The sequence below is a fragment of the Amycolatopsis camponoti genome (assembly GCF_902497555.1).
GTDB lineage: Bacteria > Actinomycetota > Actinomycetes > Mycobacteriales > Pseudonocardiaceae > Amycolatopsis > Amycolatopsis camponoti.
Map to the genome: position 1 here is coordinate 3,968,527 of NZ_CABVGP010000001.1, position 19,116 is coordinate 3,987,642.

16 protein-coding genes are annotated in these 19,116 nt (G+C 74.7%); 8 read left to right on the forward strand and 8 right to left on the reverse strand.

All coding sequences use genetic code 11. The annotated features are described in order from the left end of the window. Positions 1–32: 32 nt before the first annotated feature. Positions 33–260: a hypothetical protein gene (locus AA23TX_RS18735; protein WP_155543788.1), complete on the reverse strand. Its 228-nt coding sequence runs from the start codon at positions 258–260 to the stop codon at positions 33–35. 95 nt (positions 261–355) lie between these two features. On the opposite strand from AA23TX_RS18735, the gene AA23TX_RS18740 reads away from it, so the two are divergent. Further along, positions 356–1,597, forward strand: a complete 1,242-nt coding sequence (locus AA23TX_RS18740) for a glycosyltransferase 87 family protein (RefSeq protein WP_230862561.1) — start codon at positions 356–358, stop codon at positions 1,595–1,597. On the opposite strand, the gene AA23TX_RS18745 is transcribed toward AA23TX_RS18740, so the two are convergent. After that, positions 1,548–1,985: a DUF4383 domain-containing protein gene (locus tag AA23TX_RS18745; RefSeq protein WP_230862562.1), complete on the reverse strand. Its 438-nt coding sequence runs from the start codon at positions 1,983–1,985 to the stop codon at positions 1,548–1,550. The genes AA23TX_RS18740 and AA23TX_RS18745 overlap by 50 nt on opposite strands. A gap of 82 nt (positions 1,986–2,067) precedes the next feature. Between AA23TX_RS18745 and AA23TX_RS18750 the strand changes: the two genes are divergently transcribed. Then, positions 2,068–2,529 (forward strand): SRPBCC family protein, encoded by a 462-nt coding sequence (locus AA23TX_RS18750; RefSeq protein WP_155543789.1) that lies wholly within the window; start codon positions 2,068–2,070, stop codon positions 2,527–2,529. On the opposite strand, the gene AA23TX_RS18755 is transcribed toward AA23TX_RS18750, so the two are convergent. Both AA23TX_RS18755 and AA23TX_RS18760 read right to left on the reverse strand, forming a co-directional pair. Continuing rightward, positions 2,499–3,695, reverse strand: a complete 1,197-nt coding sequence (locus AA23TX_RS18755) for an FAD-dependent oxidoreductase (RefSeq protein ID WP_155543790.1) — start codon at positions 3,693–3,695, stop codon at positions 2,499–2,501. The genes AA23TX_RS18750 and AA23TX_RS18755 overlap by 31 nt on opposite strands. Beyond that, positions 3,692–4,126 carry a nitroreductase family deazaflavin-dependent oxidoreductase gene (locus tag AA23TX_RS18760; protein WP_155543791.1) on the reverse strand — a complete coding sequence of 145 codons (435 nt, stop codon included), beginning with the start codon at positions 4,124–4,126 and terminating at the stop codon, positions 3,692–3,694. The genes AA23TX_RS18755 and AA23TX_RS18760 overlap by 4 nt, the downstream gene beginning before the upstream one ends. A gap of 54 nt (positions 4,127–4,180) precedes the next feature. Between AA23TX_RS18760 and AA23TX_RS18765 the strand changes: the two genes are divergently transcribed. From AA23TX_RS18765 to AA23TX_RS18775, 3 genes are all read left to right on the forward strand, one after another. Beyond that, positions 4,181–4,636 carry a MarR family winged helix-turn-helix transcriptional regulator gene (locus tag AA23TX_RS18765; protein WP_155543792.1) on the forward strand — a complete coding sequence of 152 codons (456 nt, stop codon included), beginning with the start codon at positions 4,181–4,183 and terminating at the stop codon, positions 4,634–4,636. A gap of 10 nt (positions 4,637–4,646) precedes the next feature. Beyond that, positions 4,647–6,143, forward strand: coding sequence for a cryptochrome/photolyase family protein (locus AA23TX_RS18770; protein ID WP_155543793.1), 1,497 nt, complete (start codon positions 4,647–4,649; stop codon positions 6,141–6,143). A gap of 82 nt (positions 6,144–6,225) precedes the next feature. Beyond that, a complete protein-coding gene (locus AA23TX_RS18775; protein ID WP_155543794.1) occupies positions 6,226–7,353 on the forward strand; it encodes a DICT sensory domain-containing protein in 1,128 nt (375 codons plus the stop codon). A gap of 21 nt (positions 7,354–7,374) precedes the next feature. Here the strand turns inward: AA23TX_RS18775 and AA23TX_RS18780 are convergent, their stop codons facing one another. From AA23TX_RS18780 to AA23TX_RS18795, 4 genes are read right to left on the reverse strand one after another with little or no spacing between them, the layout of a single operon-like run. Then, positions 7,375–8,832, reverse strand: coding sequence for an MFS transporter (locus tag AA23TX_RS18780; RefSeq protein WP_155543795.1), 1,458 nt, complete (start codon positions 8,830–8,832; stop codon positions 7,375–7,377). Further along, positions 8,829–13,022 (reverse strand): type I polyketide synthase, encoded by a 4,194-nt coding sequence (locus AA23TX_RS18785; protein WP_155543796.1) that lies wholly within the window; start codon positions 13,020–13,022, stop codon positions 8,829–8,831. The genes AA23TX_RS18780 and AA23TX_RS18785 overlap by 4 nt, the downstream gene beginning before the upstream one ends. After that, a complete protein-coding gene (locus AA23TX_RS18790; protein ID WP_155543797.1) occupies positions 13,019–14,740 on the reverse strand; it encodes a fatty acyl-AMP ligase in 1,722 nt (573 codons plus the stop codon). Before AA23TX_RS18790 ends, AA23TX_RS18785 begins: the two co-directional genes overlap by 4 nt. A gap of 27 nt (positions 14,741–14,767) precedes the next feature. Continuing rightward, a complete protein-coding gene (locus AA23TX_RS18795) occupies positions 14,768–15,382 on the reverse strand; it encodes a DUF5642 family protein (RefSeq protein WP_155543798.1) in 615 nt (204 codons plus the stop codon). A 405-nt stretch (positions 15,383–15,787) separates the two neighbouring features. On the opposite strand from AA23TX_RS18795, the gene AA23TX_RS18800 reads away from it, so the two are divergent. From AA23TX_RS18800 to AA23TX_RS18810, 3 genes are all read left to right on the forward strand, one after another. Beyond that, positions 15,788–16,801 carry an alpha/beta hydrolase gene (locus tag AA23TX_RS18800; RefSeq protein ID WP_155543799.1) on the forward strand — a complete coding sequence of 338 codons (1,014 nt, stop codon included), beginning with the start codon at positions 15,788–15,790 and terminating at the stop codon, positions 16,799–16,801. After that, a complete protein-coding gene (locus tag AA23TX_RS18805) occupies positions 16,798–17,628 on the forward strand; it encodes an SDR family NAD(P)-dependent oxidoreductase (RefSeq protein WP_155543800.1) in 831 nt (276 codons plus the stop codon). Before AA23TX_RS18800 ends, AA23TX_RS18805 begins: the two co-directional genes overlap by 4 nt. Positions 17,629–17,926: 298 nt before the next feature. Beyond that, positions 17,927–19,114 carry a glycosyltransferase gene (locus AA23TX_RS18810; RefSeq protein WP_155543801.1) on the forward strand — a complete coding sequence of 396 codons (1,188 nt, stop codon included), beginning with the start codon at positions 17,927–17,929 and terminating at the stop codon, positions 19,112–19,114. The last annotated feature ends 2 nt before the right edge of the window (positions 19,115–19,116 follow it).

Here is a 19,116-nt window from a genome sequence, read left to right on the forward strand (position 1 = left end):
AAATGCGCCGGGGCTTTCGGTCGAGCCGGCGGTCAGCGCCCGCGGTTGCGGGCGTGGTCGCGAGCCTGACGCTCGTTGCCGTGCTTGTAGTTGCCCGTCGCGCGGGCCATCAGCAGCTGCTGGTCGTCCCCGCGGTCCGCGGCGGCCAGGAAGCGGGCGGCGGCGGACCCGCGCAGCGTCCCGGCGGGACGGCCGTGGTGGGTGATCGTCACGGTGCCGTGTTCGTCGATGCGGTAGCTGAAGCCGGTCGGTGTCCCCATCCGCCCAGGCTGGCACGGCGGGCAAGCGGTTTTCCGGGTGCGGTCCGGGGGTTTCCCGGATGGCGTCCCCCCGCGGACCCGACAGAATGCGAGGGATGATCAGAGGGGTGCGGGCCAGGCTGGGGAACGCGTACGTGCTGCTGGGTGCCCAGGCGCTCGTGCTGGTGGCGCTGCTCGTGTCGTACAACGACGGCCGGTGGCGGTTCCCCGCGTACCGCGTCGACCTGGACGTCTACCGCCTGGGCTCGGCGGCCCTGCTGCGCGGCGACGCGCTGTACGGCACGCTGCCGCGCACCGGCGACGGCCAGTTCCTGCTGTTCACCTACCCGCCGTTCGCGGCGATCGTGCTGGCCCCGCTCGCGGTGCTGCCGTACTGGGCGGCGTGCCTGGTGGTCACCGTCGGCACCCTCGGGCTGCTCGCGCTGGTGCTGGTCACGGTGCTGCGCGCGCTGGGCGCGCGCAGCGACTGGCGCCGGGTCGGGGCGCTGCTGCTGGCCGCGGAGGTGCTCGAACCGGTCCTGCGCACGGTGTACGCGGGGCAGCTCGACCTGCTGCTGCTGGCTCTCGTGGTGCTCGACGTCCTGGTCGACACCCCGCGGTGGCCGCGCGGCCTGCTGATCGGTCTCGCCGCCGCGATCAAGCTGACCCCGGCGATCTTCCTGCTGTACCTCCTGCTCCGCCGCGACACGCGGGCGGCCGTCACCGGCGTCGTCACGTTCCTGGCCGCGACGGGGCTGGGCTTCCTGCTCGCCGGGACGGACTCGGTGCGGTACTGGACGAGCGCGCTCTGGGACACCGGCCGCGTCGGCGAGCCGACCTACGCCGGCGACCAGTCGCTGCTGGGGCTGCTCGCCCGGGCCGGGGTGCCGGCGGAGGCGCGGACGGCGTGGTGGCTGCCGCTGGTCGCGGTCGTGCTCGTGCTGACCGCGCTGGGCGTGCGGCGCGCGCTGGCCGCGGGGGAGACGGTCGTCGCGCTCGGCCTGAACGCCGTCGGCGGACTGCTCGTGTCGCCGATTTCGTGGACGCACCATTGGGTCTGGGCCGTGGTCGTGCTGCTCGGCTGGGCCGGGCTGGCCCGCCGCACCCGGCGGCGCGCGTTCGCCGCCGTCGCCGGGGCGGGCGCCGTGCTGTTCGTCTCCGGTCCGCAGTGGTGGTGGCCGCGCGGTGGTGAGGTGGAGCGCGACTGGAACTTCGCGCAGCAGCTGACCGGCAACGGCTATGTCCTTTTCGGACTCGCGATGCTGGTCACGGCGGTGCTCGTGCGGTTCCCCCGGTCGGCGGACGACCTCAGCGGCGCCGTGCCGGCCGCCGCCACAGCCAGCCCGCTCCCAGGATGAGCATCGCCGTGCCGAACGCCAGGTCCAGGCAGATCCCCGCGGTGTTCAGCGGCAGCGTGTCCGTGACCGCGCGAGGCAAGGGCAGCAGCCCGGCGAGGCCGATCACGGCGTAGCAAGCCCCGCCGATGACCAGGAACCGGGCGGCCGCGCGCGACGAACGCGTGCAGAACACCGCGGCGGCGCCGGTCAGCAGGTGCACCAGCGTCCACGCGCCCGACACCGCGAAAACCCCGAACAGGGCCCGCGAGGCCCCTTCGCCGACCGAGACCCCCGGCATCAGCTCGAGCGCGCCCAGGATCAGGAACAGCAGGCCGATCAGCATGCCCATGCCCTGGACGGGCTCGGGGCCCCGCTTCGGCGCGCGGGTCTCGGGGTCGGTGGCTGTCATGCTTCCCGGATTCCCCGCGCGCGTCCTTTTAATGCACCGTTTCCGGGGTAACCGGGAGGAAATCGGACCGAGGAGCCAGACGATGACCGAGTACCGCCACAGCGCGACCGCCGACATCCCCGCCGACGAGCTGTTCGCGTTTCTGAGCCACCCCGAGAACCTGCCGCGGTACTTCCCGCAGATGAAGGTCGCCGAGCCGAAGGGCGGCGACAGCGTGCACGTCGAGGCCGAGGTCCACGGCAAGCGCGTCGCCGGCGAGGCGTGGCTGCACACCGACACGGCGAACCGCTCGCTCTCCTGGGGTGCGGAGGGCCCCGACGACTACCACGGCGAACTCCGGATCGCCGAGGACGGCCCCGCGTCGTCGGAGATCACCGTGACGCTGCACAGCGTCCGCGAGGCCGGGAGCGGCGAGGTCCAGCAGGGCCTCGAGCAGACGGTGGCCGCGATGACGCACGCGGCGAGCGCCGACGCCGACGTCGAAGCGGCCGAAGGCGAGGGCGGCTGGACGTCCTACGACGCCAGCAAGGACTCGTCGAGCTGAGGCGGGAACGGCCCGTAGGCGTTGGTGCGCGCGCCGCGGGTGCGGAGCGCGGGGACGGCGAACAGGAGCCTGAGCAGGGCGGGTGGTGCGGCGCCGCGACCGCGGGCCCGCGCGGCGGCGGCCCGCTTCTCGACCCGCACCTGGTCGGCCTGGACGCGCTCGATCGCGCGGATCCGGTCGGCCTGGACGCCCGCGAGGACCTCGGGGCCTGCGTCGCCGCCGCGCAGCGCGGGGATCAGGCGGTTCGCCGCGGCGACGGCGTCCTGGACCGCCATGAGGATCCCGTTGCCGCCGACGGGGGAGATGACGTGCGCCGCGTCGCCGAGCAGCAGCAGGCCCGGGCGGTGCCAGCGCTCGACGCGGGAGATGTCCACCGAAAGCAAGGTCGTCTCGGCGAAGCCGGTGAGCAGGTGGGCGCGGTCGGCCAGCCACGGCACGCGTGCGCGGAGGAACGCCCGGATCGGCTCGACGCCGCGTTCGCGCAGCGCCGGGTACGCGCCCTTTTCGATGCTGTAGCCCACCTGCCAGTCGCGGACGCCGCCGAGGACGCCGACGTAGGCGTCGCGCCCGAAGTAAAGGTCGAGGTCGGCGTCGGGCGGGTCGCCGGGCGAGCGCGGGAGCCGGAACCAGAGCACGTCGGTGGTGGCGCCGAGCGGCTTCGCGTCGAGGCCCGCGAGGCGCCGCACAGTGGAGAAGCGCCCGTCCGCGCCGACGACCAGCGACGTCGTCAGCTCGCCGCCGCGGTACCGGACGCCGGTCACCTTGCCGCCGCCTTCGAGCAGGCCGGTGACCTTGGCGTTCGTCCGGAGCGTGAACGACGGCAGCGCGGCCGCCCGCGCGGCGAGGAAGTCGAGGAACCGCACCTGCGGCATCAGCGCGACGTACCCGAACGGCGTGTCGAGCCGGTCGTAGTCGGCGCAGCTGTAGACGCCGGACGGCGTGTGGAAGCGGAACGACCGCGCCTTGAAGTGGTCGAGCTCCAGCAGGTCCTGGGCGAGGCCGAGCCGGTCGAGCAGTTCGAGGGTGTAGGGGTGCAGCGAGTCGCCGCGGAAGTCGCGGTCGAAGTCGGAGCGCGCTTCGAGGACCGTGACTTCGATCCCGGCGCGGGCCAGGAGGTAGCCGAGCAGCAGCCCGCCGGGGCCGCCGCCCGCGACGGCGACGCTCACGCCGTCTCCAATCGGAAAACCGCCATCTCGGGCACGTGTTCGAGGATCTGGGCCGGGGTCGCGTCCTGCGGGACCGGGAACGCCCGGACGGCCCACGGCACCGACATGGCGGCGAGGTACGTCGCGACCACTCCGGCGGCCTCGTCGCCGTCGACGGTCTCGGCGCGGCAGTCCTGCCGTTCGCCGGCCGCGAGCAGCGCGCACTCCGGCGCGTCCAGGAGGTTCGCGACCCAGTCGCGGTCGCGCACGGGCGAGACGAGGTAGTGCCCGCCGTCCCGCGCGACGACGGCCAGCGGCACCCGTCGCGGCTCGCCGGTGCTGCGGCCGCGGGTCTCGACGACGCGCAGCGCGTACCCACCTTCGGGCGGCGCCTCGCCGGGGGTGTCGATCAGCTTGGCGGTCATTTCGGCGTTCATCGCTCGCACGTCCACCCGGTTCACGGTAGCAAAACTAGCTAGTTTGTCTAGCTAACCTAGAATGGGCGGGTGGAAGACAGCGTCGCGTTCCGGGTGAACCTCGCCCTCCGGGATCTGCTGGCGCTCGCCCACGACGTCCAGCTGGCCCTGGCCCGGCGCCTGAGCCTCGGCGCGACCGACGTGCAGGCCCTGCAGCACCTGGCCGCGGGCACACCGATGGGCACGGTCGACCTGGCGCACGCGCTCAAGATCCGCTCCGCGTCGGCGACGGTCCTGGTCGACCGCCTGGAGGCCGCCGGCCACGTCCGCCGCGACCGCCACCCCAGCGACGGCCGCCGGGTCACGCTGGTCATCGCGGACGCGGCCCGCACCGAGGTCCGCGCGGCGCTCGCCCCCTTGGTCGACGCGGTGACCCGGCTGACGGCGGAGCTGGAGCCGGGACAGGCCGAAGTGGTGGCGAAGTTTCTCGGGGACACCACGGAAGTGGTGCGCGCGTACGCTGCGGAGCCGCCCGAATCGGGTTAGCGTTCCGGCCATGCGAGACGAGCCCGCGCTCTGGCTGTTCGCCGACCAGCTCGGGCCGCACTTCCACCGCACCCCCGAGCACCGCGACCGCGACGTGCTGCTGATCCGCTCGGCCGCGGCCTTCGCCGGCAAGCCGTTCCACCGGCAGAAGCTGCACCTGGTCCAGGCCGCGCTGTACCGGCTCGCCGAAGACCTCGGTGACCGCGTCACCTTGGTCGACGCCCCGGACTACCGGACCGGCCTGCGCCGCTTCGGGCGGCCGGTCGTCGTGCACGAGCCGACGTCGCACGCCGCCGATGCTTTCGTCCGGCGGCTGCGCGACGAAGGCGTCGTCACGGACATCCTGCCGACGCCCGGCTTCGTGCTGTCCAAAGAGGACTTCAAGACCTGGGCCGACGGCCGCGCGCGGTTCGTCATGGAGGACTTCTACCGCGACCAGCGCCGGAAGTTCGGCGTGCTGCTCGAACCGGACGGCGGGCCCGCGGGCGGGCACTGGAACTACGACCACGACAACCGGCAGCCGCCGCCGAAGACCACCCGGCTCGACGTGGCCGCGCCCTGGCACCCGCGGGAAAACGAGATCGACGACCGCGTCCGCGCGGAGCTCGACGAAGCCGAGCGGGCGGGGAAGATCCACCCGGTCGGCGTCGACGGCCCGCGCCGGTTCGCCGTCGGTCACGACGAAGCGAGTCGCGCCCTGCGCCGGTTCCTCGAGCACCGCCTGCCCGTCTTCGGCCCGAACCAGGACGCGATGCTCACCCACGACTGGGCGATGGCGCACGCGCTGCTCTCGGTGCCGCTCAACCTCGGCCTGCTCGACCCCGTCGACGTCGTGCGGCGGGCCGAGGAGCGCTACCGGGCCGGCGAGGCGCCGCTGAGCAGCGTCGAAGGGTTCGTCCGGCAGGTGCTGGGCTGGCGCGAGTGGGTGTGGCACCTGTACTGGTACCAAGGGCCGGACTACTTGCGGCGCAACGCTTTGCGGGCGCACGGCGAGCTGCCGGACTGGTGGCGTTCCCTGGACGCGGACGCCGTCGAAGCGGCCTGCCTGCGCACCGCGCTCGCCGGGGTGCGCGACCGCGGCTACGCCCACCACATCGAGCGCCTGATGGTGCTCGGCAACCACGCGCTGCAGCGCGGGTACGACCCGGCCGAGCTGAACCGCTGGTTCGCCACCGCCTTCGTGGACGGGTTCGGGTGGGTGATGCCGGCGAACGTGATCGGCATGAGCCAGTACGCCGACGGCGGGATCGTCGGGACCAAGCCGTACGCGGCCGGCGGGGCCTACATCAACCGGATGAGTGACCATTGCCCCGGTTGTGTCTTCGACCCGAAGAAGCGGACCGGGCCGGACGCGTGCCCGTTCACCGCCGGCTATTGGGCGTTTCTCGACCGCAACGCCGGTCGGCTGCGGGACAACCACCGGATGCGGCAGCCGTTGCGGGGCCTGGAAAGGCTCGCGGACCGTGACGAGGTTGTCGCCCGTGAGGCTGACCGTCGCCACTTCTGATTTCACACCATTGTGTAGCTAGCCCGACGGGCTTCGCTCTTTTACGGTAATTGCCTCCCTTTCCCCGGCGAAGGCGATCCTCGTGCCCGACGCAGACCAGCGCGCTGGCGTGCTGTCCAAACGCGCTCTGGTGACCGCGTCCCACGCGGTCGAGCGCGCGGCCCTCGCCGAGGGGTCGGGCGCCGACACCGTGGTGTTCGCGCTGTTCCAGCGGCTGCCGTACTTCGAACGAGAACGCGACGTGTACGCGCGGATCGCCCGGAAGGCGGCCGTCACGGTCGTCGGCATGGTCGACTCCGGCCGGCCCGACCTCCCGCACGGCGTCACGCCGGTGCTGTTGCGGCCCGACGAGCCGATGGCGCGGGAGTGGTCGGTCGCGGTGCTGTCGCCGACGTTCGGGGCCTCGGTCGTCGCGCAGGACATGGACGAGGTCGACCCGAACGCGTCCTCGGTCGAGCGGGCGCGCCTGTTCCGCGGCCGCTGGGGCCTGCGCCGCGACGAGGCGTACGCGGAGGTCGTCCGGCTGCGTGACGCCATGGGCGACCGGCTGCCCCCGGCGGTCCGGCGGACGGTCGGCGAGGTCCTGGCCTCGGTGGAAACGCCCGCGGCGGTCGACATCGAGAGCCGCGCCGAGGCGGCACTGCGGCACGTCGCCTCCCGGCTGGACGACGCGCGCGCTTCGGCGCCGGCGGTCCCGGGCCCGGCCGTCGACCCGGACACCGGGCTGGAAACCTTGGCGGGCCTCACGCGGTGGCTCGGCGACGCGACCGACACGGTCCCGCTCGGGCTGGTCCTGGTCGCGGTCGACGACCTCACGGCGGTCGAACGGCGGTACGGCACCCGCATCCGGATGCACACCGAGCAGAACATCGCGGACCTGCTCCGCGCGGGACTGCGCCCGCTCGACCGCGCCGTCCGGCTCGGGCCGGGGGAGTTCCTGGTGGTCCAGCCGGCGGTGCCGGGCGCGGAGCTGACGTCCCGCAGCCGGCACCTGGAACGCCGCCTGGCGGCCCTGCACGCGACCTACCCGTTCGTGGACCTGCACCCCCGCACGACGACACTGCTGACCCGCCGGCGCCCGTTGCCGCTGCAGAAGCTGCGCGCCCAGCTGCGCGAGATCCCGGCGGTGACGCTGTGGCCGCCGAACCAGGGGTCGCTGCCGATCGCGCCGGAGCGGCAGGGCATGGCGGCGGGCGTCTGGTTCCGCTGACGGCGGCTTTCGTATAACGACCTATACGGACGCCGTGTGGACACCTCGACTTCCAGCCCGGCTGAGTGCCGAAACCACCGCAGCGACCGCGAAGAGTCCGCAAGCGACACCCGTCGCCACCTGTACCCCCGCGGTGCACGCCGCCCGCGCGGCCGCCGACAACCCCTCCGCCGCGAACTCCCGCGCCGCCGCCTCCGCCTGGACCGGACCCGCCGTCGCCAGCCGGGCCGCCTGGGCCGGCACTCCCGGCGGCACGACCAGCCGCGCCGCGTACACCGTCGCCGCCAGCGAACCGAACGCCGTCGTGCCCAGGCCCGCGCCCAGCTCGTACCCCGTCTTCTCCACCGCCGCCGCGCCGCCGGCGTGGCCGGGCGGAGCCGCCGACAGCAGCGTGTCCGTGCTCGACGTCAGCGCCAGCGCCATCCCGAACCCCGACCCGACCAGCGCCGCGCCCAGCCACCACGACGTCAACCCTCCCGCCGCCGGCACCGCCAGCGACGACCCCGCCACCGCGAACCCCGCGGTGCGAACCCGTGCGTTGCCGAACCGGCCGAGCAGCGCCGGCGCCGTCACGCTGCCCACCGCCGACGCGCCGAGCACCAGCAGCAGCCGCGCCGCCGCGGCCGTCGGCGACAGCCCCAGCACCACCTGCAGGTACTGCGCCAGCAGCACCCCGAGTCCCACCAGCGTGCTCATCACCAGCAGCACCCCGCCCACCGCGCCCGGCACGCCCGGGCGGCGGAACAGCGCCAGATCCAGCAACGGCGCCGCAGCGGAACGCTGGCGCAGCACGAACAGTCCTAACAGGACGCACCCGGCCACGCCGGCGAGAACGCCGCCGCCCGACGGTCCGGCGGCGAACGCGATCCCGAGCACGCCGCCCGCCGCGAGGACGGCGCTGAGCGCGTCCCACGGCCGTCGCCCGGGCGGCGACCGGGGCAGCCGGCGCAGCGCCGCGACCACCGCCACGAGAATCACCGGCGGGTTCACCAGGAACGTCGCCCGCCAGCCCCACGCCTCGACGAGTACGCCGCCGAGCACCGGCCCGAACACCGAGCCCGTCCCGGCGACGCCGCTGCAGACCGCGATCGCCGTGCGCCGCCGCCGCTGGTCGGGGAACAGCTCCCGCAGCAGCGACATCGTCACCGGCATGATCATCGCGCCACCGCAGCCGAGCGCCGCCCGGGCGGCGAGCAGCGCCGGGACATCCGGGGCGAACGCGCAGCCCAGCGACGCCGCGCCGAACACCGCGTAGCCGGTGACCAGCACGCGCCGTCGCCCGAAGCGGTCGCCGAGCGTGCCGAACGGCAGCAGCAGCGGCGCCGCCGTGAGCGGGTAGATCGCCACGATCCACACCTGGGCCGCCGAGCCCGGGCGCAGGTCCCGGACGAGGTCGGGGAGCGCGGCGTGCAGCACGGTCGCGTCCACGGCCACCAGGAACAGCCCCGCGCCGAGGACGGCCAGCAGCGACCGCCTCACAGCAAGCTCGCGAGGTGCCGCGCGACGACGTCGACGTGCGGCGGGTCGACCACCGACAGGTGGTGCGCGGGCACCGGCACGATCTCCAGCCGGGGGCACAGCTCCGCCCAGCCCGCGGCGAGGTCGGAGCGGGAGTAGCGCGGTTCCATGGCCAGCCCGGCGGCGTACGGCTCGGTCGCCCGGTAGAGCACCACTCGGCCGTCGTAGGGACGCGGGACTCCTCGCTCGGCCGCGAGTGTGTCCAAAAAGGACTGACGTTGGTGTCGCAGGACGCCGGGGCTGAGCAGCCCGGCTTCGGCGACCCGGCGCATGGTGAGCTCGATCTGCTCTTCCTCGGGCAGCGGGGCGAGCTCGTCGTGCCCGAGCCGGACCGGGCGGCCGTACGTGCCTTCGACGTAGCCGGTGAACCGCAGGAATCGCCGCGCCGACGACGCCCGCGGGTCGAGGCCGGGTTCCGGCAGCGGCAGCATGGTGTCGAGGAGCGCGACGAGCTCGACGCCTTCGCCTTCGTCGGCGAGCCGGGTCGCGACGCCGTAGGCCAGCGCGCCGCCGAACGACCACCCGGCGAGCCGGTAGGGCCCGCGCGGCAGCCGCGCGCGGACCAGCGGCAGCAGCCGTTCGACGCGGTCCTCGATGCTCGTACCGGGCACGCGTTCGAAGCCGAGGCACGGCACGGCGGTGGGCAGCCGGTCGAGCAGCGGCCGGTAGACGGTGCACGTGCTGCCGCCGGGGTGGAACAGCAGCAGGGGCGCGGTGCCCGCGTCGCCGGGGGTGAGGACGTGCACCGGGCCGCGGGCTTCGCGCGTGTCGAGGACGGCGCGGGCGACGTCGGCGATGGCGGCGAGGGAGTCGTGCCGGAGCAGGTCGGCCGCGTCGATCGGGGTGTCGAGTTCGGTGGAGAGGTCGGTGGCGAGGAGCCGGGCGAGACGCTCGTCGAGGTGGACGCGCGGGTCCGGGTCCTCGCCGGTGTGCCGGCGCCAGAGCCGCAGGACGAGGCGGTCGGCGGCGTCCCAGGCGCGGCCGCGGGCGGGCCGGGGGAGCTCGCCGTCGCGGGGAGCGAGGTCCCGGTTGAGGTCGGCGAGCGTGGCGCCCCGCAGGACGGCGGCGGTATCGGGTTCGGCGCCGAGTTCCCGCCGGACGGCTTCGCGGATCCGGGTGGCCATGAGGGAGTCGAGCCCGAGGTCGACGAGCGGGGTCTCGGCGTCGAGGCGGGCGGGTGCGAGCCCCATGACCGCGGCGACGATCTCGGTGAGCCGGTTGCCGGAAGAGTCCCGTGGGCGTGGCACCTCGGACGCGCCGGCTCGGGCGCCGATGAGCGGCTGGACCGGAGCGGCGATCGAACTCGACTCCGCGGCCGGGTTCGTCACCCGAGCCGTCGCCAACACATCCGTGTACCAATGCCGTTCGTGCCGCCACGGCAGCGGTGGCACGTCCGCCAGCCGCGCGCCGTCGTCCGGAGCGCTCACCGTGATCCGCGTTCCCGCGCAGTACAGCTCCGCCGCGGCCGCGCCGAATGCCCGGATCTCGTCCTGTCCCCGGCGCAGTGTGCCCGTGACCACCGCGTCCTTGATCCCCGCCGCCTCGAGCGTGCGCGCCAGGGAACCGCGCAGGATCGGGTGCGGCGACACCTCGACGAACACCCGGTGCCCGTCCGCGGCCGCCGCCGTCACCGCCTGGCGGAAGCGGACCGGGCGGCGGACGTGCGCCGCCCAGTAGCCCGCGTCGAAGTCCGGCAGCGAGCGCGGGTCCGTCAGCACCGTGTCGTACCACGGCACCAGCGGCCGCCGCCCGCCCAGCTCGGCCAGCGCGTCCCGCAACGCACCCAGGATCGGGTCCACCGACGACGAATGCCCGGCCACGGACACCGGCAGCCGGCGCGCGGTTCGCCCCGAAGCCGTGAGCGACGCGACCAGCGAATCCAAAGTGGACGCGTCCCCGGCCACCGTCAGCTGCCCCGGCGCGGAGTCGACGGCCAGCTCCACCCCGCTCGGCAGCTCCGACGGCGCCAGCGGGACGGCGGCCATCGCGCCGCCCGCGCCGAGCGTGCCCAGCAGCCGCGCGCGGGTGGCGACCAGGTGGACGGCCTCGTCGGCGGTCAGCACCCCGCTCACCACCGCGGCGGCCGCCGAGCCCAGCGAATGCCCGACTACGGCGGCGGGCCGGACGCCGAGCGCCTCCCACCGCGCGGCGAGCGCGACCTGCGTCCCGAAAATCGCCAGCTGGGTCTCGGGCAGCGACAGCCGATCCGAACCGAGCAACGCGCGCAACGACCGTCCACCGTGCTCGGTGAACGGGTCGCCGAGCTTGTCCACCTGCGCCGCGAACACCGCTGAAGCGGTCAGCAGCCCCCGGCCCATCCCGGTCCACTGCGAACCGTGCCCCGAGAACACGAACACGGGCCCCTCACCGGGCACCGCTGTTCCCCTCGCCGCGCCCGCGGGTAGGGGATCGGCATCGACGGCCCGCAACAGGGCGGCCAGTTCGGCGGTGTCCCCGGCGACGAACGCCGCACGGTGCCGCTCGCCGTTGTCGCGCCGGAACAACGTGTGCGTGACGTCGGCGAGGGACCGGCCCGGGGCCGAGTCCAACCAGTCCGCCAGCTGCGTCGCGCGTTCGGCGAGCCGGTCGCGGCTGCGCGCGGACAGCAGGCCGATCCGGACGCCGGGACCCGGAGAAGGGGTACCGGTCGGCGCGGCCTCTTCGAGGACGACGTGCGCGTTGGTCCCGCCGAACCCGAACGCCGACACCCCGGCGGTGGCACGCCCCGAGTACGACGGCCACGGCGTCGGCTCGGTGACCACCTTCAGCCGCAGGTCGTCGAACGCGATGTGCGGGTTCGGCGCGGTGAAGTGCAGCTGCGGCGGCAGTTCGCCGCGGCTGAGCGCGAGCACGACCTTGATCAGCCCGGCGATCCCGGCGGCCGCCTCCGCGTGCGCGATGTTCGTCTTGACCGACCCGACCAGCAGCGGGGCGCCGGGGGAGCGGCCCGCACCCAGGACCGCGCCGAGCGCGCCGGCCTCGATCGGGTCGCCGAGCAGGGTGCCGGTCCCGTGCGCCTCCACGTAGTCCACAGTGGACGGGTCGAGCCCGGCGCCGCGGTAGGCGTCGCGCAGCATCGCCTGCTGGGCCACGGGGTTCGGGGCGGCCAGCCCGTTGGACCGGCCGTCGGAGTTGACCGCCGACGAGCGGATGACGGCGAGCACGCGGTCGCCGTCGACCTCGGCGTCGGCCAGCCGCTTGAGCACGACGACGCCGCAGCCCTCGGCGCGCGCGATGCCGTCCGCGCCGCCCGAGAACGTCTTGCACCGGCCGTCGCCGGCGAGCAGCCCCGCGGCGGCGAACGCGGCCGTCGGCCCCGGCACCAGCATGAGGTTCACGCCTGCGGCCAGCGCCAGGCCGGCTTCACCGTCGCGCAGCGCGCGCACGGCGTGGTGCACCGCGACCAGCGACGACGAGCAGGCCGTGTCCACCGCCATGCTCGGGCCGCGCAGGTCGTAGACGTAGGACAGCCGGTTGGCGGCGATGCTGCCCGCCGCGCCGGTCGCCGTCCACAGGTCCGGGGCGGCACCGGCGAGGGTCAGGTGGCCGTAGTCGTGGGTCGAGATCCCGGTGAAGACGCCGGTGCGGCTGCCGCGCAGCGACGCCGGGGCGATTCCGGCGTGTTCGAGGGCCGCCCAGGCGACTTCGAGGAGCATCCGCTGCTGGGGGTCCATGGTCGCGGCTTCGCGCGGGGTGATGCCGAAGTGCTCGGCGTCGAACCCGGCGACGTCGTCGAGGAAGCCGCCGGTGACCGGCGCGGCCTCGGCGTCCCAGCGGCCCGGCGGCGCCGTCCGGACGGCGTCCCGCCCGGTGCGCAGCAGGTCCCAGAACTCCTCGACGCCGCCGGCGCCGGGCCAGCGGCAGCCGAGCCCGATGACGGCGATCGGGTCGGTCCGGCGCCGGTCGGCCGGCGGGGCCTCCGGCTCGTCGCCCGAGGTGAGGCTGCGGACGAGGTGGTCGACGGTCGGGCTTTCCCACAGCAGCGTCGCGGGCAGCCGCGTGCCGACGAGGTCTTCGAGGTCGGCGGCGAGACCGACAGCCTGGCGGGAGGACAGGCCGTAGTCGGCGAGCGGGCGGTCCGGCTCGACGTCGGTGCCGGTGTGTTCGGCGAGCAGCTCGAGGAGCCGCCGGCGCAGGTCGGGGTTTCTCATCGCGCCAGTGCCTTTCCGTAGTCGCCGGCCTTTCCGTAGTCGCCGGCGAGGTAGCGGTCGCGGCAGGCGGCGCGCGCGATCTTGCCGCTGGAGGTGCGCGGCACCCGGCCGGCCGGGACGAGCAGCACGTCCCGCAGGGACAGCCCGTGCGCGTCGGAGACCAGCCGCCGGACCGCGACGGCGAGGGCGCGTTCCGCCTCCTCGGTCAGGGTGTCGTGGGTGCGGTGCTCGGCGACCACGACGACGGATTCGGTGTCGGCACCGGTGACGGCGAAGGCGGCGACGCTGCCGGGGCGGATGGCGGGGTCGGCCGACGCGGCCGTCGCCTCGACGTCCTGGGGGTAGTGGTTGCGGCCGTCGACGATGATGAGGTCCTTGATCCGGCCCGCGATGTACAGCTCGCCATCGTGGCGGACGCCGAGGTCGCCGGTGCGCAGCCACGGGCCCTCGGGCAGCCCCGGGTGGTCGCCGGCGAGGCGGGCGCCGAAGGTTTCGGTGCTTTCCAGGGGCTTTTCCCAGTAGCCGGCGCCGACGTTCGGTCCGTGGACCCAGATTTCGCCGACCTCTCCGTCGGCCAGTGCTACCGCGGTGTGCGGGTCGACGAGGGCGACGTGTTGACCAGCCGGGACTCCGCACGCGACGAGCCGGATGCCGGTTCCGCCCGGTCGCGCGGTCCCGGTCGCGAGGGCGTCGCGGTCGAACGTCGTGACCTTCGGGGCCGCGGCCGGGCCGGTGGTGACGAAGACGGTCGCTTCGGCGAGGCCGTAGGCGGGGCGCGTCTTCTCGGGCGCGTACCCGGCGGCGGCGAACGTCGTGTGGAAGCGGTCGAGGACGTCCGGGTTGATCGGCTCGGCGCCGTTGACGATCGCCGCGACGGCGCCGAGGCGTAGGCGTTCCGGCTCGCGCACGCGCGTCGCGCAGTAGTGGAAGGCGAAGTTCGGCGCGGCGCTCCACGCGCCCGGGTGGTCGCCGAGCAGTTCGAGCCAGCGGACCGGGCGCTCGATGAAGGCGAGGGGGTCCATCAGCACCGACCGCAAGCCCAGGGCGAGGGGTGTGATCAGGCCGAGGACGAGCCCCATGTCGTGGAACAGCGGGAGCCACGACACCGTGGTGGCCGTCTCCGGGTCGAGGCCGAGGCCGCGCACGACCTGGGCGACGTTGGCGAGCACGGCGGCGTGCGTGAGCACCACGCCGGCCGGGCTGCGGGTCGAACCGGACGTGTACTGCAGGTAGGCGACGTCGTCCGGCGACGCCTCGGGAGCCGGCCACGAACGCGTGGGACCGGGGCGGTCGGCGGCGACGACCGGGACGGCGCCGTCGAGGAAGTCCGCCACCGCGGTTTGGGCGGCGGTGGTCGTGACGACGGCCGCGGGCGCGCAGTCGTCGAGTACCGCGGCGAGGCGCCCCGCGTGCCCGGGCAGGCCGGGGTCGAACAGCGGCACGGCGATCGCGCCCGCGGCGATGGCGCCGAGGAACCCGGTGACGTAGTCCGTCCCCTGCGGGCAGAGCACGGCCACGCGGTCGCCGGGCCGGACCGGCAGCGCGGCCGCGACGGCGTCGACGCGCTCGGCGAGCCGCCGCCAGGTCAGGCCGCGCCGGCGCCCGGCGGGGTCGGCGGCGAAGTCGAGGAAGGTCACGGCGGGCTCGTCGGGCGTCGCCGCCGCCCAGTGGCGCAGGCAGGCGGTGAGGGTGCCGCCGCCGAGGTGCTGCAGGGACATCGGGGTTCTCCTTGCGGTTCAGCGGTTTCAGCGGCCCAGCCGCGGGCCCGCGTGCTGCCACGCGGCGACGGCCAGGGTGTCGAGGTCGAGGCCGGTCGCGCCGGCGTCGCGGAGCACGAGCAGCACGTCGTCGGCGGCGATGGCGACGGTGCGCAGGCGCAGCCCGGTGGTCTGGCCGGTCAGGCTCAGGACTTGTTCGTAGGACACGGTTTCCGCGCCGGGCACGGCGGGCGGCGTGGTGAGGGTGACCGTCGAGACGGTCGGGAGGTCCCCGTCGTCGACGGTGACCCGGGCGCAGCGGCGCGCCTGTGCGGTCCAGGCGGTGAGATCGGTGCGGGTGCGGGCGAGGAGTTCGGACAGCTGCCCACCGGGGACGGCCGTCTGGAAGCCGCGGGCGGTCACGCGGCCGCCGGGGAGCAGCCGGCCGCGGACGACAGCGGTGCAGCCGTCGTCCTTGTCCGTCGTGGACGGTGCTTCGGGCACGTCGAACTCGGCGCGAGCGGGGGTGCCCGGGATCGCTTCGGCGGGCAGCAGCGCGACGGACGGAACCGTCGGCGGCGGTTTCGCGGTGGATCCGGAAATGGTCGTCGCCGCGGCGGCGGCGATCAGGAGGACGGGGAGAAAGCGAATTTTGGCAGCCATGGGCATCCCTTTCGGGAGCGTTCTCGAGGGGGTCGCGGTCCCCGCACTGGGACCCTTCGGCGGGGAGGCGTCCGTGGACGGCCGAGCCGGGCGGCAGGGGAAGGCTACGACAGGTAATCGGTTACCGGAAGGGCCTCAAGATTGCGTAAACGTACCGCGTGTACCCGGCGTGACCTGCGGAATGGCCGGTTACTCATGAGTCAACCCCGGCGGTGTGGCACGGGCGTCCGACTTTGGTCACCCTCGGTGGTTGCCGACTCACCCTGATGGGGGAGTTCGTTTGCCTCCCATTCACATTGTCCGGCACCGGACAATTGCTTTTCCGTTTCTCGCTCCGCTAGCTTGATCGGACACCCGAGGCGGTTTTCGAGTGATCGCCGTCACTTTCCCGGGAAAGGAAAACGCATGCGCATATCCGCGAGGTGGCTGCGGTGCGCCGCGGTGCTGCTCGCCGTGGCGGGCACGCTGCCCGGCGCGGCCGCCCGGGCCGCGACGGGCGGGCCGGGCGCCCGCGCCGACGACGGCTCGCACGTCGTCGCCGAGTCCACTGTGGACGGAGACGCGCGGGTGGTCGACCTGACCGTGCGCTCGACCGGCGTCGGCGGCTACGCGATGGTGCGGCTGATCCTGCCGCGCGACTGGGCGGCCGAGCCGGACCGGAAGTGGCCCGCCGTCTACCTGCTCGCGGGCGAGACGCGGCTTCAGGACTACCGCGGCTGGAGTGCCAACTCCGACATCCGGAGCCTTGCCGACGAGGCGGACGTCCTCGTCGTCATGCCGGGCGCGGGGCCGGCCGGGTTCTTCACCGACTGGTGGAACTACGGCAAGGACCTCGCGCTCAACCAGTGGGAGACGTTCACCGCCGTCGAGGTGCCGCAGCTGGTCGACCGCGGCTACCGCGGGGACGGCCGGCGCGCGGCGGCCGGGCTGTCGCTGGGCGGCTACGGCGCGATCGAGCTCGCCGCGCGTCGGCCGGGCGTGTTCCGCTACGCCGCGTCGTACAGCGGGAACCTCAACCCGGCCGGCCCGACCGGCGAACTGCTGACCGACGCGATCGTCGCGTCGGCGCACCTCGACCCCGAAGCGCTGTGGGGCGACCGCCGTCGCGAATCGGCGCGCTGGGAGGCGCACGACCCGGTCGTGAACGCCGATCGGCTGCGCGGCACGGAGCTGTTCCTGTCGGCGGGCAACGGCCTGCCGGGTCCGCTCGACGCGCCGCTCCCGGTCGACGTGCTGCCCGGGGCGATGCTGCTGGAGTTCCTGTGCGGCGGCCAGACCACGGCGATGGCCGGCCGGCTGCGCGCGCTCGGCGTCCCGGTGACCGCGGACCTCTACGGGCCGGGCACCCACCAGTGGGCGTACTGGCAGGAAGAGCTGCACAAGACGTGGCCGCGGATGCTGGCCGTGGTGGCGTCGTGAAACCGTCCTATGTGGTCACCGGGGCGTCGAGCGGGATCGGCCGCGCGTGCGTGGCGGAGCTGGTCCGCCGCGGCGCGCACGTGTGGGCGAGCGTGCGCACGGACGGGGACGAGAAGGAGCTGGACCGCGCGTACGGCGACGCGGTGAGCGTGCTGCGGATGGACTTGCGGAACGCGGAGTCGATCGCCGAGTGCGGCGCGCGGGTCGCGGCGGCGGGCCCGGTGCGGGGGCTGGTGAACAACGCCGGCCTCGCCCGGCCGGGACCGCTGGAGTACGTGCCGCTGGCGGCGTTCCGCGAGCAGCTGGACGTGAACGTGACGGGCCAGCTCGCGGTGACCCGCGCGATGCTGCCGGCGCTGCGGATCGCCCCGGTAGCGCGGGTGGTGACGGTCGGCTCGATCGGCGGCCGGATCGCGGGGCCGATGGTCGGGCCGTACCACACGTCGAAGTTCGCGCTGGTGGGCTTGACGGACAGCCTCCGCGCGGAGCTGGCCCCGGAGGGGATCGAGGTGATCCTGGTCGAGCCGGGCGCGGTGGCGACGGCGATCTGGTCCCGCGCGCGAGAGGCGGCGGAGGAGGTGCGCGCGACGCTGCCGCCCGCGGGCCTCGAGAGGTACGGCGAGCAGCTGGCGGCGGCGGAGCGGAGTGCGTCGCGGTCGGCACGGACGGGTGTAGCGCCCCGGCGGGCCGCGGAGGTGGTGGTGCGCGCGTTGACGACCCGCCGTCCGGCGCCGAGATACCTGGTCGGTGCGGACGCGCGGCTGGCGGCCGTGCTGGCGAGCTTGCCGTTCCGCCTGCGATACCGCTTGACGGCGGCGAAGCGATGACGACGGTCGCGAGGTTTGCCCGGCGGTCGCAGCGCGCACCGGCGGATCGGCTCGGCCGGCCGCGGTTTGCGCGGACGGTGGCGTGCCGGATTCCCCAGCGGCCGATTCCACCTGCGGCGGCGAGGCTCGGCTGCCCGCAGCCCCACCGCGCGGCGGCGATGCGGCAGTCCGCGCTGGCGGACCGGGTTGGTCGGCCGCGGTTTGCGCGGGTGGTGGCGTGCCGAGTTCCCCGGCGGCGGATTCCACCGGCGGCGGCGAGGCTCAGCCACCCGCACCCTCACCGCGCGGCGGTGGAGCGATGAGCCGCCGGGTTGTCATCATCGCGCCCGGCTCGCGCGGGGACGTCCAACCCTGCGTCGCGCTCGGGCGGGGGCTCGCCGCCGATGGCGACCAGGTCCGCGTCCTCGCCGCCCCCGCCTTCGAACCCCTCGTCACCGGGCACGGCCTCGACTTCGGACCCCTCTCGGTGGATCCCGGCGAAGTGCTCAACTCGGCCGCCGGCCGGGCCTGGACCGCCGGACGCCGCCCGCTCGCGTTCCTCACCGGCCTCCGCGAAGTCCTGCGGCCGGTCCTCGACCGCTTGCTCTCCGACGTCCACGCCGGCACCAAGACCGCCGATCTCGTGCTCGCGCCGACCCTCGGCTTCCTGGGCACCCACCTCCCCGTCCCGAACGTCGAACTCCACTACCAGCCCGGCATCCCGACGCGCGCCTTCCCGCATCCGCTCCTGCCGTGGGCCGCGAAGCTGGGACCGTGGGGCCGCCACCTCAGCTTCACCGCCGTGGACGCGCTGGCCGGGCACCTCCTGCGTCCCGAGCTCGACCGCTGGCGCGCCGAAACCCTCGGCCTCTCCGGAAAACGGCCGCGGCGCGATTCGCCGGTCCTGTGCGGCTTTTCCGAGGCCGTCGTGCCGCGGCCACCCGACTGGCCGGCCCGGGTCCACGTCACCGGCTACTGGTTCCTCGACGCCGACCCCGGCTGGCGCCCGGACCCGCGGCTGCGCGACTTCCTCGCCGCGGGACCGCCGCCGGTGTACGTCGGGTTCGGCAGCATGCGCGCGACCGAGGAGACCCTCGCCCTCGCGCGCACCGCCTTGCGCCAAGTCGGCCTGCGCGGTCTGCTCGGCACCGACGCGGACTTCGCCGACGACGATCTGCTGACCGTCACCGACGTCCCGCACGACTGGCTGTTCCCGCGCACGGCCGCGGTGGTCCACCACGGCGGCGCCGGAACGACCGCGGCCGGGCTCCGGGCCGGCGTCCCGGCGCTCGTGTGCCCGGTCTTCGCCGACCAGCCCTACTGGGGCGACCGCGTGTACCGGCTCGGCGCGGGACCCCGTCCGCTCGGCGACCTGGCCGGTCTGCCGGCGAAACTGCAGGAGCTGACCGGCAATCCGCTCTTCCGCCGGGGCGCGCAGTACGTCGCAGCCCGGCTGCGCCGCGAGAACGGCGTCGCCCACGCTTGCTCGGTCCTGCGCGAGGTCTAGGG

Coding starts and splice junctions, on each gene's coding strand:
- AA23TX_RS18795 (WP_155543798.1), bottom strand. CDS start 15,382: ATGGCTGCCAAAATTCGCTTTCTCCCCGTCCTCCTGATCGCCGCCGCC.
- AA23TX_RS18735 (WP_155543788.1), bottom strand. CDS start 260: ATGGGGACACCGACCGGCTTCAGCTACCGCATCGACGAACACGGCACC.
- AA23TX_RS18800 (WP_155543799.1), top strand. CDS start 15,788: ATGCGCATATCCGCGAGGTGGCTGCGGTGCGCCGCGGTGCTGCTCGCC.
- AA23TX_RS18790 (WP_155543797.1), bottom strand. CDS start 14,740: ATGTCCCTGCAGCACCTCGGCGGCGGCACCCTCACCGCCTGCCTGCGC.
- AA23TX_RS18770 (WP_155543793.1), top strand. CDS start 4,647: ATGCGAGACGAGCCCGCGCTCTGGCTGTTCGCCGACCAGCTCGGGCCG.
- AA23TX_RS18740 (WP_230862561.1), top strand. CDS start 356: ATGATCAGAGGGGTGCGGGCCAGGCTGGGGAACGCGTACGTGCTGCTG.
- AA23TX_RS18750 (WP_155543789.1), top strand. CDS start 2,068: ATGACCGAGTACCGCCACAGCGCGACCGCCGACATCCCCGCCGACGAG.
- AA23TX_RS18810 (WP_155543801.1), top strand. CDS start 17,927: ATGAGCCGCCGGGTTGTCATCATCGCGCCCGGCTCGCGCGGGGACGTC.
- AA23TX_RS18785 (WP_155543796.1), bottom strand. CDS start 13,022: ATGAGAAACCCCGACCTGCGCCGGCGGCTCCTCGAGCTGCTCGCCGAA.
- AA23TX_RS18745 (WP_230862562.1), bottom strand. CDS start 1,985: ATGACAGCCACCGACCCCGAGACCCGCGCGCCGAAGCGGGGCCCCGAG.